Genomic DNA, 13,923 nt, shown 5'->3' on the forward strand with positions numbered 1-13,923 from the left:
TGAGTGTTTCGATAAACGACGTGTAGTTTACTGTCTGACGGTGCGCTTGACAAAAAACTGCGTGCTTATCGCCAAAAGCTGAATAATTGCACAAATGGACTATTAGAAAATGAGTATGTTCAGTGGCTTATTTGTAAAGTTTTGTTGCATGAGTGTTTGTAATTGTGATCGCTCCCGCACTTGCGAACGGCAGTGTTGTCTATACTTTACACATAAGGATTAGGGGTATTCCCTGTAACAACCCAAAGTTCCGGAGGTGACACATGAAACGCAAAAACGCTTCGTTACTCGGTAACGTGCTCATGGCTTTAGGGTTGGTGGTAATGGTTGTGGGTGTGGGTTATTCAATTTTAAACCAGTTGCCGCAATTTAATCTGCCGCAGTTTTTCGCACATGGTGCGGTGCTCAGTATTTTTGTTGGCGGTATTCTCTGGTTAGCAGGTGCCAGAGTGGGTGGACACGAACAAATCAGTGACCGTTACTGGTGGGTACGTCATTATGACAAACGCTGTCGTCGTGGTGACACCAATCACCGTCATAACTAAATCCTCCCTCTGTTGAAAGGGCGGGGGTCAGAATGAAGAGCCTTGGTTATAAAACCAGGGCTCTGCTTGTTCATGATCATTGCTTAAACTGGATGCGACAGAATAAGAGAAGAATTATTCGAATAACCGGTAATGTAATGCTCTAACCGCGCTGTCTGCATCGTCAGCCGGTAACAGGATGCACAGGTTGTCGTTCGATGCTCCATGGCAAATCATTCGTACCGTATGCTCTTCAAGCCAGGCAAAAACGTCTTTGCAAACTCCCGCAGCCTGTGTGAGTTGATTCCCCACCAAAGTGACCAACGCCAGCCCGGTTTCCACTTCTACACGACAGTGGGAGGATAATGCGGTAAACAATGCGGTGGTCAGCACATGGTCTTCACCTGAGGTTGCATGAGTGGCGTCCAGCGCCAGCGCAATACTATTTTCTGAGGTTGTAACCAAATCCACCGTGACAGCGTGGCGAGCTAAAATGGCGAAGGACTGCGCCAGAAAAGAGCAGGAAGGTTGCTTCTCCAGACTGTGTAACCGCAACAGCGTCTGTTTACGACGCACGGCGATCGCACGATAGCGAGGTGGATTATCGGTGGTGTTGTGCACCAACGTACCTCCGGCGGCAGTATCCTTACTTGAGCCAACAAAGACCGGAATGCTTTTACGCATTGCCGGGAGTAGCGTAGCCGGGTGGAGGACCTTCGCACCGTAGGCGGCCATATCGCTGGCCTCGGAAAATGAGATATGGTCGATTCGTTTGGCCCGCGGTGCAATGCGTGGGTCGGTGGTGTAGATCCCTGCGACGTCGGTCCAGATGTCAACGCGTGTGGCGTTAAGTGCCTCACCGAGAAGCGTAGCCGTGTAATCACTACCGCCGCGTCCAAGCGTTGTGGTGTGTCCTGCGGCATCTCGCCCGATAAATCCCTGAGTCACCATAATCGCTTGCTCAAGACGAGGGCGCAGGTGAGTCTCCACCTGGTGGTGCAGTGTGCCAAGCTCGGGTTCGGCGCAGCCGAAGTTCGCGTTAGTACGCATCACGCTGCGGGCATCAAACCACCCGGCCTCGGCCTGCCGTTCACGTAAGACTTCAGTAAACAGTAGTGAGGACATCAGCTCGCCATGGCTGACTAATTCATCGCTTAACGCATCAGACGGTGAAACCATCGCCGTTTGTGCAAGACGCTGTATGTTGTTGAGAAGATTATCGATTTCCGTGCTGATAACGGAAGGCTGCTTCAGGCGGGAAATAATTTTGTATTGGATGGCGCGTAAAGTCTCAAGCTTATCTAATTGTTGATGCGTTTCCAGACCTTCAGAAAGCTCGACCAGTAAGTTTGTCACGCCTGCTGAAGCAGACAAAACGACTAAACGGACATCTTGATCAGCAAGGACAATGCTGGCGCTTCGGTTCATCGCATCAAAATCAGCGACGCTGGTGCCGCCAAATTTGGCAACGACGGATGGTGGATAAATGCGAGTCATAACAATCTCATATCAGGGCGCCATAAAAGTATGGCTAGAAAATTTTCATTCTCGGCATAAGGGAACAAAGTTCGCCTTACGAAATGTCCGCCCGCGAACATTTCTGCTGACAACCCAGGGTATACCTGTTGTCGATAACGAGTGTCGCCTGTACGCGTTACCGGGTGCTGCGCATTAATTTTATTTACAAAGCCTGCAAATAAGCGCGCCATACTAAGTGATTTATATTAAGGGATCGACTTTTTTATTCGATTTATAGGCAAATAAGTGAAAAATCATGTCGTAACAAGAAAGCGTCTACATTATTAATGGTAAAAACGTGTAAAAAAATAATAAAAACATGAAAATCTCATGGTTTTTATAACATCGTAAGCGCTGCAATTGGCTACAGTATTGTTAATTTAATAGCTATATTTGTTTAGGATTTAGTAATGATTGAAGAAGGTTATGCGCTGAAATTTAAGGAAAAAATGCTTATTTGAGACGTCTAAAAATAAATGATTGAGTCCCAAGCTAAAACAACATATATTAGCCGCGCTTTTTTACAGGTAATCCTTATAACCATTTATTCAATCAGGCGTTAATCTACACCTGGTTGTAGGAGTGATATGATGACGGATAAAGTCCGTATTGATACTTTAAGTGCTAATTCATTACCACAGAGCAATGATACCTTTTTAGCAAGACAGGCTGAGTTTGAATCTAATGTCCGCAGCTATCCACGTAAACTGCCATTAGCGATCGCTAAAGCGCAGGGCGTCTGGATTACTGATGTAGAAAATAATCAATATCTTGATTGCCTGGCAGGTGCCGGAACCCTGGCGCTTGGTCATAACCATCCTGAAGTGCTGCAGAGCATTCAAAGTGTCATCACAAGCGGCTTACCGTTACATACGCTTGACCTTACCACGCCGTTAAAAGATGAATTCTCATCATATTTACTTTCTTTATTACCGGGCCAGGGCAAAGAATATTGCCTGCAGTTCACCGGTCCGTCCGGTGCAGATGCTGTTGAAGCGGCGCTGAAGCTGGCGAAGAAAGTGACCGGCCGTTCCAGCATCATTAGTTTCTCCGGCGGCTACCACGGGATGACCCACGGCGCGCTGTCCGTGACCGGCAACCTGTCGCCGAAAGAAGCGGTCAGCAATATGATGGCGGAAGTGCAGTTTATGCCGTATCCACATCAGTACCGTTGCCCGCTGGGTATCGGCGGCGACGCTGGCGTCAAAGCATTAACCTACTACTTCGAAAACCTGATCAACGACGTTGAAAGCGGCGTGCGTAAACCGGCTGCCGTAATCCTCGAAGCCGTGCAGGGCGAAGGCGGCGTGAACCCGGCTCCGGTCGAATGGCTGCAACGCATTCGTAAAGTGACTCAGGAACACGGCATTCTGCTGATCATCGATGAAGTTCAGGCTGGCTTTGCACGTACCGGTAAACTGTTCGCCTTCGAACACGCCGGTATTGAACCTGATATCATCGTGATGTCCAAAGCGGTTGGCGGCGGTCTGCCACTGGCGGTACTGGGCATTAAAAAGCAATTCGATGCGTGGGCTCCGGGCCACCACACTGGCACTTTCCGCGGCAACCAACTGGCGATGGCGACCGGTCTGACAACGCTGAAGATCCTCAAAGACGACAAGATTGCCGATAAAGTTGCCGCCCAGGGCGAGTGGCTGAAAGGCAAACTGGCTGACCTGCAGAAACGCTACCCGGTTATCGGCCAGGTGCGTGGTCTGGGCCTGATGATCGGCCTGGAAATCGTGAAGCCGAACGAAGCGCAGGATCACATGGGTTGCTACCCGGCTGATGGCGAGCTGTCCGCGTTGCTGCAGAAGAAATGCTTCGAAAACGGGCTGATTCTGGAGCGTGGTGGCCGCAACGGCTGCGTGCTGCGTCTGCTGCCGTCTCTGCTGATCACCAACGCTGAGCTGGAAATTTTCCTCGATAAATTCGAAAACGCCCTGCTGGGCGCTGGCGTGAAGCCGGTTTAAACGGAGTTGGATCGAATGTCAGACGTAAACCCGATTCTGTCCGGCTCGGCGCAAAGCATCGCCGCCTATCAGGACGCTATCGAGCAGAGTACGCAAGCGGTCGTTGGATGGTTGAAGCAGCCTGAGATGTATCAGGGCAAAACCGTTGAGCAACTGCGTGAACGTATCAACCTGAATTTTACGTCTCAGGGCCTGGGCAACCAGGCCGCTATTGAGCGTGCGGTTGAATACTTTCTCAAAGACAGCCTGTTGGTTCACCATGCTCAGTGCGTGGCGCACCTGCACTGCCCAAGTCTGGTGATTAGCCAGGCGGCGGAAGTGCTGATCAACGCCACTAACCAGAGTATGGACTCCTGGGACCAAAGCCCGTCGGCCACGATCATTGAGATCAAACTGATCGAATGGCTTCGTGAGCAGGTGGGTTATGCGGCAGGCGATGCGGGCGTATTCACCAGCGGCGGCACCCAGAGTAACCTGATGGGCCTGATGCTGGCGCGCGACGCCTTCTTTGCTCGCCAGGGACATTCCATTCAGCAAGATGGTCTGACCGGTGATCTGAGCAAAATTAAAGTGTTCTGCTCTGAAAGCGCGCACTTCTCCGTGCAGAAGAACATGGCGCTAATGGGGCTGGGCTACCGCTCCGTCACCCAGGTGAAGACCGATGCGTTTTCACGCATGGATCTGGCTGACCTGAAAGACAAGCTGGCCCAGGCGAAAGCCAATGGCGAGCAGGTGATGGCCATTGTCGCGACGGCTGGCACGACAGATGCTGGCGCCATCGATCCGTTAGCGGATATTGCGGCGCTGGCGGCAGAACATCAGGTCTGGATGCACGTGGATGCGGCATGGGGCGGGGCGTTACTGCTTTCTGAACAGTATCGTCACTTCCTCAACGGCCTTGAGCTGGCAGATTCCGTGACGCTGGATTTCCACAAGCAGTTCTTCCAGACCATCAGCTGCGGTGCGTTCCTGTTAAAAGATGCGCGCCACTACGAGCTGATGCGTTACCAGGCGGCGTACCTGAACTCTGATTTCGATGAAGAGGCTGGCGTACCAAACCTGGTATCGAAGTCGCTGCAGACCACGCGTCGTTTCGATGCGCTGAAGCTGTGGATGGGCCTCGAAGCGCTGGGCAAAAAGCAGTATGCCGAAATCATTGATAATGGCGTAACGCTGGCGCGTGATGTTGCTGAGTTTGTCAAAACCCAGTCGCATCTTGAACTGGTGATGGAACCACAGCTGGCAAGCGTGCTGTTCCGCTTCCGTCCTGAAAGCGATGATATGGCGTTCGTTGCGCTGCTGAACCAGCGTATTGGCGACGTGCTGCTGGCTTCCGGTAGCGCCAACGTCGGCGTGACCGAAGCGGATGGCATCACCTGCCTGAAGCTGACGCTGCTGAACCCGACGGTGTGCCTGGAGGATGTGAAAGTCCTGCTGGCCAGCGTTAAGGCAACGGCATTGAGCATTTTAAACGCGTAATTGCCTGGTGGCACTGCGTTTACCGGGCCTACGGGTTCGGTGCAATGTTTGGGTTTTGTGGGCCGGATAAGCGAACCTCATCCGGCAATAAAAAGGCTCCCGTTCACGGGAGCCTTTTTGCTATTTAATATCCGCTAAAGCGGCGTCTTTATTCGGGAAGAATGCCAGACGACCGGGGATCGGCTGAATACCCGCGCGCGCCATGGTGCGCAGCGGCTGAAATTCCAGGTTAGATACCCGCAGCTCGCAGCCTTCAGGCAGTTTTTTCACAAAACGCTGGAAAGCGTCCAGACCACCGGCATCCAGTACCGGGACCGCGTCCCACTTCAAGACTACGATGCGTTTACCTTCAATACGCGACTCGAGATCGGTAAATAATCCTTCCGCCGCGGCAAAGAATAGCGGGCCAATGACGCGCAACACCAGCACATCGTCCGGTACGTCTACGTTGACCGGCGCCAGACGCGTCATGCGCGCAATACGACGCATAAACAGTAGAGATGCAAGAACGATACCGACACTGATGGCGATAACCATATCGAACAGCACCGTCAGCGACATACACATCAGCATGACGATGATGTCGTCTTTCGGCGCATGACGCAGCAAATCCACCACTTTATGCGCTTCACTCATGTTCCATGCCACCATTAGCAGCAGGGCGGCCATGGCGGAAAGCGGTAACCAGGAAAGCAGCGGTGCAAGCACCAACAGGGCTAGGATCACCAGAATCGCGTGAATGACCGCAGAAATTGGCGACGTTGCGCCGGCACGAACGTTAGCCGCAGAACGGGCAATTGCCGCAGTGGCAGTGATACCGCCAAAGAACGGTGCGACGATGTTGCCCAGACCCTGACCAATCAATTCGCTATTGGCCTTATGCTTGGTGCCGGTCATCCCATCGAGGACGACAGCGCACAGCAGAGATTCGATTGCTCCGAGCATTGCCATCGAAAAGGCTGCGGGTAACAGTGCCTGTAATGAACTCCAGCTCAGCGTAAAGTTGGAGCCAGGCATATCCCATGGCAGTACCAACTGCGGCAGCAGCTGTGGGATACCGTTACCCTGCGAGCCATCGGCCAGAATGTAATGGAACTGAGACCCGATGGTCGCTACATGGCCACCCGTCAGGTTCACGATACCCATCACCGCGCAGCCAGCCAGCAGTGCAGGAAGGTGGCCCGGCAGGCGGATCCCCAGACGCGGCCAGAAAATCAGGATCCCCAGTGTGACCACGCCAATCGCGGCATCCCCCACGTTGATGGTTGGCAGGGCCATAAACAGCGCGCCGACCTTCTGCAGGTAGTGCTCAGGGACATGAGCCATCTGCAGGCCAAGAAAATCTTTAATCTGCATGGTACCGATGGTGATACCAATACCCGAGGTAAAACCTAACGTAACGGACACCGGAATGTATTCGATCAGGCGGCCAAATCGAGCGAGGCCGAAAAGGATCAGGAATATCCCGGACATTAGCGTGGCGACCAGCAGACCTGCCAGTCCAAACTGTTGCGACACCGGATACAAAATCACCACGAAGGCGGCAGTTGGGCCTGATACGCTAAAGCGTGAGCCCCCGGTGAGGGCGATAACAATCCCAGCCACGGCAGAGGTGTACAGGCCGTACTGTGGTGCAACGCCACTACCGATTGCCAGCGCCATCGCCAGCGGAATGGCAATTATCCCAACCGTTATCCCGGCGATCAGGTCGCGGGTAAAGCGAGAAACGGTATATTTTTCTTTCCAACAAGCGTCGATGAGGGCGCGGAAAGGCATCACATGTGAGGAAAATAATCTGTTCACAATAATGTTTCATCCATGGGCGCATCATCTGTCAATTGAATGGCAGGTGAAGGAGGCAAAAGTCATACAAATAAATATTACAGATAAAAAAACCCGCCGCAGCGGGTTTTTGAGCCGGGTTCGATTAATGCTCGAACATAGCAGAGATGGATTCTTCGTTGCTGATACGACGAATCGCTTCGGCCAGCATACCCGACAGAGTCAACGTACGCACGTTTGGCAGTGCTTTGATTTCGTCGGTCAGTGGAATGGTGTCACAGACAACGACTTCATCAATTACTGAGTTGCGCAGGTTGTTTGCCGCATTACCTGAGAAGATCGGGTGAGTTGCATAAGCAAATACGCGTTTAGCACCACGCTCTTTCAGCGCTTCAGCTGCTTTACACAGCGTACCGCCGGTATCGATCATGTCATCAACCAGCACGCAGTCACGGCCCGCAACGTCACCAATAATGTGCATCACCTGAGAAACGTTCGCACGCGGGCGACGTTTGTCGATGATAGCCATATCGGTATCGTTCAGCAGTTTAGCGATAGCGCGGGCACGCACGACGCCACCGATATCCGGAGAAACCACAATCGGGTTGTCCAGGTTCAGCTGCAGCATGTCTTCTAACAGGATCGGGCTACCAAATACGTTATCAACCGGTACATCGAAGAAGCCCTGGATCTGTTCAGCATGCAGGTCAACGGTGAGGACGCGGTCAACGCCAACGCTGGACAGGAAATCAGCGACGACTTTAGCGGTAATCGGTACACGAGCGGAACGTACGCGACGATCCTGACGTGCATAGCCGAAGTAAGGAATAACGGCGGTGATACGACCTGCGGAAGCACGGCGCAGCGCATCAACCATAACGACCAATTCCATCAGGTTGTCGTTAGTAGGGGCACAAGTGGACTGGATGATGAAAATATCACCACCGCGTACATTTTCATTAATTTGTACGCTGACTTCGCCGTCGCTAAAGCGACCTACAGCGGCGTCGCCGAGTGAAGTGTACAGGCGGTTGGCAATACGTTGTGCTAGTTCCGGGGTGGCGTTACCAGCAAAAAGCTTCATATCAGGCACGAGAAGAACCTCAGGCATGCGTCCATTGGTGGAAAGAATCTGCCGAAAACTGTGCGGGCCAGGCAGTATCCTCTCCATGCGGTGTATTAAAGAGCGCGATGCAACGTCTGGAACAGGGTGACGTTGTCACCGCAACTCAGCTTGCCCGGCTTACTCGTTATCCTTCGTGTTTCATGTTCGCTGGCATTAATTCCTCACATCAGTCACATACTTTTGTATGCTCCTGGCGGTTCGTCATTTCGCCATCTTCCTGAAACCAGAAGGATTTAGAGTAACGCTCTGTGCAATGGGGAGAGGTTGACGCCTTTCGCCACAAAGCCTTTGAGCCATTCCGGGGCTTGCTCAAGCACCTGGCGAGCACGAGACTCAGTGTCAAATTCAGCAAAGACACAAGCCCCTGTACCAGTCAGGCGCGACGGCGCGTATTCTAACAGCCAGGAAAGCGCCGCATCAACCTCGCGAAAACGTTTTCTTGCGATAACCTCGCAATCATTGCCGAATTCACATTTTAGTAACGTTTTTATTGACCTTTTTGGCGTGTTGCGCGGGAGGTCGGGATCGTTAAAAATCACCGGTGTCGGAATGCTGACTCCTGGGTGAGCAACCAGATACCACTTTTCTTCAGGCTCGACCGGCGTCAGAATTTCTCCAACACCTTCGGCAAAGGCCGCATGGCCGCGCACGAACACGGGAACATCCGCCCCTAGGGTTAAACCGAGTGCCGCCAGTTCATCAATCGAAAGTCCACACTGCCAGAGATGGTTAAGCGCCACCAGAACGGTTGCCGCATTTGATGAACCACCGCCGAGGCCGCCGCCCATCGGCAGGCGTTTGTCGATACTGATGTCCGCACCGCTCCCTTTGGGAAGGCGATTGCTTTCAGATGCTACCTTCATCAGCAAACGTGCCGCACGGACGATCAGGTTGTCTTCGTGCGCAACGCCTTCCACCGGGGTTAACAGGCGAATTTCGCCGTCGCCACGCAGCGCAATATCTATCGTGTCGCCATAATCAAGAAACTGAAATAGCGTTTGCAGCGAGTGGTAACCGTCCGCACGTTGCCCGGTGATGTATAAAAACAGATTCAGTTTTGCCGGAGAGGGCCAATGAGTCATCATTTCACAATCCAGTTGTCCATTTTCAGCTTAATACGCTGGGAGCCGTCCGACAGCTCCATGTTTGCCGGCATCGCTGGCTGGGTTTTGCTGTCGTAGCCGCTATAGACCACTTTCCAGTTTTTACCGTCTTTGCTGTAATTCACTTCACTTAGACGGTATTGATCATCGAGTTTGTAATCGGTGGCATCTCCCGGCAGACCAAGGATCCACTGGCGCAGGCTATTCAATGGGATAGGCATGCCAGTCAGTTTGCCGATCATCTCTTCAGCGTCGTCGGCAGTGTAGTGCTTGCCTTTGTTATCGACCAGTTCGACGTTACCCGGCTGCGCATTGAGTTCCAGTTCAGTGCTGCCCAGTGGGTTGGTCAGCAGGAGACGATAGCGATCCTGACCGGTTTGCTGCCAGAAAAAGCGGGCATACACTTTCTGTTGATCGGAAATATAGGCAAACGCACCGCGCGTCTGATATTGGTTCAGGGCGCGTACTTCCTGCTGGTGCTGGCGCCACTGCGGGGAATCGGGGCTTTTGCCGGGACCTTTCGGCGCGTTGAGGGTACAGGCACTAAGAACCAGGGCCGCAAGGGGCAGCAGGCGAATCAGGCGAAAATCAGGCAGGGTCATAATGATGACAAATCCTTGAGATACGTTGCAGTTATAACTCTTAATGCTAGCGCCGCCATCAGACATCGTCTACGTTCAAGTTATCTTAAATCGCTTAAATTTGTGCACTAAGCTATTACTCCAAAAGGGGTCAGTCTCTTTTATTGACCGCACGCATCCTGTATGATGCACCCAGTCTAACCTTATCAACGCTGGTACTATTCCCGCACACATGACCCTTTTAGCGCTTGGTATTAACCATAAAACGGCACCTGTATCGCTGCGAGAACGCGTAACGTTTTCGCCGGATACGCTCGATCAGGCGCTGGACAGCCTGCAAGCGCTGCCAATGGTGCAGGGCGGGGTAGTGCTGTCGACGTGTAACCGCACAGAGATTTACCTCAGCGTGGAAGAGCAGGATAACCTGCGAGAAGCGCTGATTCGCTGGCTGTGCGAATACCATAACCTCAATGAAGAAGACCTACGTAATAGCCTGTACTGGCACCAGGACAACGACGCCGTCAGTCATTTGATGCGCGTTGCCAGTGGTCTGGATTCACTGGTGCTCGGTGAACCGCAAATTTTGGGGCAGGTGAAAAAAGCATTTGCGGATTCGCAAAAAGGCCACCAGAACGCCAGTGCGCTGGAGCGCATGTTCCAGAAATCATTCTCTGTTGCTAAACGTGTACGTACAGAAACTGACATCGGTGCCAGCGCCGTGTCGGTGGCGTTTGCCGCCTGTACTCTGGCGCGGCAGATATTTGAATCGCTCTCAACGGTAACCGTGCTGTTAGTCGGTGCGGGCGAAACCATCGAACTGGTAGCGCGACACTTGCGCGAGCATAAAGTGAAGAAGATGATCATCGCCAACCGTACGCGCGAGCGTGCGCAGGTGCTGGCGGATGAAGTCGGCGCCGAGGTGATTTCACTGAGTGATATCGACGCGCGTTTGCAGGATGCCGATATCATTATCAGTTCTACTGCCAGTCCGCTGCCGATTATCGGTAAAGGAATGGTGGAACGCGCGCTTAAAAACCGTCGCAATCAGCCTATGCTACTGGTGGATATCGCCGTACCGCGCGATGTCGAGCCGGAAGTGGGTAAATTGTCTAACGCCTATCTGTACAGCGTTGATGACCTGCAAAGCATCATTTCGCATAACCTGGCCCAGCGTAAAGCGGCGGCGGTGGAAGCCGAAACGATTGTGGAGCAGGAAGCCAGCGAGTTTATGGCCTGGCTACGCGCCCAGGGCGCAAGCGACACTATCCGCGAGTATCGCAGTCAGTCAGAACAGATCCGTGATGAACTGACCGCTAAAGCGTTGGCCGCTCTTCAGCAGGGCGGTGATGCGCAAGCCATTATGCAGGATTTGGCCTGGAAACTGACCAACCGCCTGATCCATGCACCAACCAAATCACTTCAACAGGCCGCCCGTGACGGGGATAGTGAACGCCTGAATATTCTGCGCGACAGCCTCGGGCTGGAGTAGCAGCACACCAATCTTATTTTTTACAGGGTGCATTTACGCCTATGAAGCCTTCTATCGTTGCTAAACTGGAAGCCCTGCATGAACGCCATGAAGAAGTTCAGGCGCTGCTCGGTGATGCGGGTACTATCGCAGATCAGGATCGCTTTCGTGCGCTGTCGCGCGAATATGCGCAATTAAGCGATGTCTCTCGCTGTTTTACGGACTGGCAACAGGTTCAGGAAGATATCGAGACGGCTCAGATGATGCTCGACGATCCTGAAATGCGTGAAATGGCGCAGGATGAACTGCGCGAAGCAAAAGAGAAATGCGAGCAGCTGGAACAGCATCTGCAGGTCCTGCTGTTACCTAAAGACCCCGATGACGAACGTAACGCCTTCCTCGAAGTGCGTGCGGGAACCGGTGGTGATGAAGCGGCGCTGTTTGCCGGCGATCTGTTCCGCATGTACAGCCGTTACGCTGAATCGCGTCGCTGGCGGGTAGAGATCATGAGCGCCAGCGAAGGCGAACATGGCGGGTTTAAAGAAGTTATTGCCAAGATTAGCGGAGAAGGCGTTTACGGGCGACTGAAATTTGAGTCCGGCGGCCATCGCGTGCAGCGCGTACCTGCGACGGAATCGCAGGGGCGTATTCATACTTCTGCCTGTACGGTCGCTGTCATGCCGGAACTGCCGGATGCCGAACTGCCGGACATCAACCCGGCCGATCTGCGTATTGATACCTTCCGTTCATCAGGCGCGGGCGGTCAGCACGTTAACACCACCGACTCCGCAATCCGTATTACCCACTTACCGACCGGTATCGTGGTGGAATGCCAGGACGAACGTTCACAGCATAAAAACAAAGCCAAAGCGATGTCGGTGCTGGGGGCGCGAATTCGTGCCGCCGAAGTGGCAAGACGTCAACAGGCGGAAGCCTCTGAACGTCGTAACCTGTTGGGCAGCGGCGATCGCAGCGATCGTAACCGCACCTATAACTTCCCGCAGGGTCGTGTGACCGATCACCGCATTAACCTGACACTCTACCGTCTGGATGAAGCGATGGAAGGCAAACTGGATATGCTGATTGAGCCGATTGTCCAGGAATACCAGGCCGACCAACTGGCGGCGTTGTCCGAGCAGGATTAATGGATTATCAGCACTGGCTGCGTGAAGCGATAAGCCAATTACAGGAAAGCGAAAGCCCGCGACGTGACGCCGAGATTTTACTCGAGTTTGTCACCGGTAAGGGGCGCACCTTTATTCTGGCGTTCGGCGAAACGGTGTTAACCGAGGCGCAGCGTCAACGGCTCGATACATTACTGGAACGCCGTCAGCGGGGTGAGCCGGTGGCACATCTGACCGGCGTGCGCGAGTTCTGGTCGCTGCCGCTGTTTGTCTCTCCGGCTACGCTTATTCCACGCCCGGATACTGAGTGTCTTGTTGAGCAGGCGCTGGCTCGTCTGCCTGCCTCTGCGTGTCGTATTCTCGATTTGGGAACCGGCACGGGCGCCATCGCGCTGGCGCTGGCAACTGAGCGTCCGGATTGCGCGGTGACCGCGGTTGACCGCATGCCCGATGCCGTGGCGCTGGCAACTCGCAACAAACAGCATCTGGCCATCGACAATGTTTGCGTGCTGCAAAGCGACTGGTTCAGCGCTTTGCAGGGGCAGCAGTTTGACATGATTGTCAGCAATCCGCCGTATATCGACGAACAGGACCCGCACCTGGCGCTTGGCGATGTACGTTTTGAGCCGCTATCGGCACTGGTGGCGGGCGAGCAGGGTATGGCGGATATCGTGCATATCATTGACCAGTCTCGACAAATGCTAACGCCCGGCGGATATCTGTTGCTGGAGCACGGCTGGCAGCAGGGACAGGCAGTCCGCGACGCCTATACTCATGCCGGTTACCAGGCGGTTGAAACCTGCCGCGACTATGGCGGCAACGAGCGAATTACGCTTGGACGCATCCCATCATGAGTACCTTCAGCGTGTTACTCAACGTCCATCTCATCAGCATTGCGCTTTCTGTTGGTCTGTTAACGCTGCGTTTTTGGTGGCGTTACACCGACTCGCGCCTTGCCTGCGCGCGCTGGACGCGCATCGTGCCGCCGGTTGTCGATACCGTTTTATTACTCAGCGGCATAACGTTAATGGTTAAAGCGCACATCCTGCCATTCACTGAGCACGGGACATGGCTGACTGAAAAGCTGTTTGGGGTTATCATTTACATCGTTTTGGGTTTTATTGCGCTCGATTATCGTCGGGCGCGCAGTCAGCAGGCGCGATTAGTCGCATTTCCGCTGGCGCTGGTGGTGCTGTACATCATCATTAAACTCGCCACCACAAAAATACCGTTACTGGGGTAAGC

At 53.4% G+C, this 13,923-nt stretch carries 12 protein-coding genes; 7 read left to right on the top strand and 5 right to left on the bottom strand.

Annotated elements, in window-relative coordinates:
- Positions 1-263 precede the first annotated feature (263 nt).
- Positions 264-545 (top strand): stress-induced protein YchH, encoded by a 282-nt coding sequence (gene ychH, locus OGV57_RS21175; protein ID WP_003020810.1) that lies wholly within the window; start codon positions 264-266, stop codon positions 543-545.
- Positions 546-659: 114 nt separating this feature from the next.
- Here the strand turns inward: ychH and lysC are convergent, their stop codons facing one another.
- Entirely contained in the window at positions 660-2,021 is a 1,362-nt protein-coding gene (gene lysC, locus OGV57_RS21180) for a lysine-sensitive aspartokinase 3 (RefSeq protein ID WP_054528438.1), read from the bottom strand.
- Between the two features lie 608 nt (positions 2,022-2,629).
- Between lysC and OGV57_RS21185 the strand changes: the two genes are divergently transcribed.
- Positions 2,630-4,015 (top strand): diaminobutyrate--2-oxoglutarate transaminase, encoded by a 1,386-nt coding sequence (locus tag OGV57_RS21185; protein WP_008784983.1) that lies wholly within the window; start codon positions 2,630-2,632, stop codon positions 4,013-4,015.
- Between the two features lie 15 nt (positions 4,016-4,030).
- Entirely contained in the window at positions 4,031-5,494 is a 1,464-nt protein-coding gene (locus tag OGV57_RS21190; protein ID WP_054528437.1) for a pyridoxal phosphate-dependent decarboxylase family protein, read from the top strand.
- Between the two features lie 120 nt (positions 5,495-5,614).
- Here the strand turns inward: OGV57_RS21190 and dauA are convergent, their stop codons facing one another.
- From dauA to lolB, 4 genes are all read right to left on the bottom strand, one after another.
- Positions 5,615-7,297, bottom strand: coding sequence for a C4-dicarboxylic acid transporter DauA (gene dauA, locus OGV57_RS21195; RefSeq protein ID WP_071684132.1), 1,683 nt, complete (start codon positions 7,295-7,297; stop codon positions 5,615-5,617).
- 124 nt (positions 7,298-7,421) lie between these two features.
- Entirely contained in the window at positions 7,422-8,369 is a 948-nt protein-coding gene (prs, locus tag OGV57_RS21200; RefSeq protein WP_001518537.1) for a ribose-phosphate diphosphokinase, read from the bottom strand.
- Between the two features lie 266 nt (positions 8,370-8,635).
- The gene (gene ispE, locus OGV57_RS21205) at positions 8,636-9,487 is read right to left on the bottom strand and encodes a 4-(cytidine 5'-diphospho)-2-C-methyl-D-erythritol kinase (RefSeq protein ID WP_032935447.1); all 852 of its coding nucleotides are present in this window, start codon (positions 9,485-9,487) and stop codon (positions 8,636-8,638) included.
- Positions 9,484-10,107: a lipoprotein insertase outer membrane protein LolB gene (gene lolB / locus OGV57_RS21210; RefSeq protein ID WP_032935449.1), complete on the bottom strand. Its 624-nt coding sequence runs from the start codon at positions 10,105-10,107 to the stop codon at positions 9,484-9,486. Before lolB ends, ispE begins: the two co-directional genes overlap by 4 nt.
- Before the next feature lie 211 nt (positions 10,108-10,318).
- Here lolB and hemA point away from each other — a divergent pair, with 211 nt between their 5' ends.
- Genes hemA through sirB2 form a run of 4 tightly spaced genes read left to right on the top strand, consistent with a single transcriptional unit; the run spans position 10,319 to position 13,921 of the window.
- Positions 10,319-11,575, top strand: coding sequence for a glutamyl-tRNA reductase (gene hemA, locus OGV57_RS21215; RefSeq protein ID WP_003020789.1), 1,257 nt, complete (start codon positions 10,319-10,321; stop codon positions 11,573-11,575).
- Positions 11,576-11,616: 41 nt separating this feature from the next.
- Complete coding sequence (gene prfA, locus OGV57_RS21220) at positions 11,617-12,699, top strand: peptide chain release factor 1 (protein WP_003020786.1); 1,083 nt, start codon at positions 11,617-11,619, stop codon at positions 12,697-12,699.
- Positions 12,699-13,532: a peptide chain release factor N(5)-glutamine methyltransferase gene (prmC, locus tag OGV57_RS21225; protein ID WP_048232145.1), complete on the top strand. Its 834-nt coding sequence runs from the start codon at positions 12,699-12,701 to the stop codon at positions 13,530-13,532. The genes prfA and prmC overlap by 1 nt, the downstream gene beginning before the upstream one ends.
- A complete protein-coding gene (gene sirB2 / locus OGV57_RS21230) occupies positions 13,529-13,921 on the top strand; it encodes an invasion regulator SirB2 (protein WP_048232144.1) in 393 nt (130 codons plus the stop codon). Before prmC ends, sirB2 begins: the two co-directional genes overlap by 4 nt.
- The last annotated feature ends 2 nt before the right edge of the window (positions 13,922-13,923 follow it).

This window comes from Citrobacter sp. Cf087, from assembly GCF_030334285.1.
Lineage (GTDB): Bacteria > Pseudomonadota > Gammaproteobacteria > Enterobacterales > Enterobacteriaceae > Citrobacter > Citrobacter freundii.

Coding starts and splice junctions, on each gene's coding strand:
- sirB2 (WP_048232144.1), top strand. CDS start 13,529: ATGAGTACCTTCAGCGTGTTACTCAACGTCCATCTCATCAGCATTGCG.
- prmC (WP_048232145.1), top strand. CDS start 12,699: ATGGATTATCAGCACTGGCTGCGTGAAGCGATAAGCCAATTACAGGAA.
- lolB (WP_032935449.1), bottom strand. CDS start 10,107: ATGACCCTGCCTGATTTTCGCCTGATTCGCCTGCTGCCCCTTGCGGCC.
- OGV57_RS21190 (WP_054528437.1), top strand. CDS start 4,031: ATGTCAGACGTAAACCCGATTCTGTCCGGCTCGGCGCAAAGCATCGCC.
- hemA (WP_003020789.1), top strand. CDS start 10,319: ATGACCCTTTTAGCGCTTGGTATTAACCATAAAACGGCACCTGTATCG.
- lysC (WP_054528438.1), bottom strand. CDS start 2,021: ATGACTCGCATTTATCCACCATCCGTCGTTGCCAAATTTGGCGGCACC.
- prfA (WP_003020786.1), top strand. CDS start 11,617: ATGAAGCCTTCTATCGTTGCTAAACTGGAAGCCCTGCATGAACGCCAT.
- ispE (WP_032935447.1), bottom strand. CDS start 9,487: ATGATGACTCATTGGCCCTCTCCGGCAAAACTGAATCTGTTTTTATAC.
- ychH (WP_003020810.1), top strand. CDS start 264: ATGAAACGCAAAAACGCTTCGTTACTCGGTAACGTGCTCATGGCTTTA.
- OGV57_RS21185 (WP_008784983.1), top strand. CDS start 2,630: ATGATGACGGATAAAGTCCGTATTGATACTTTAAGTGCTAATTCATTA.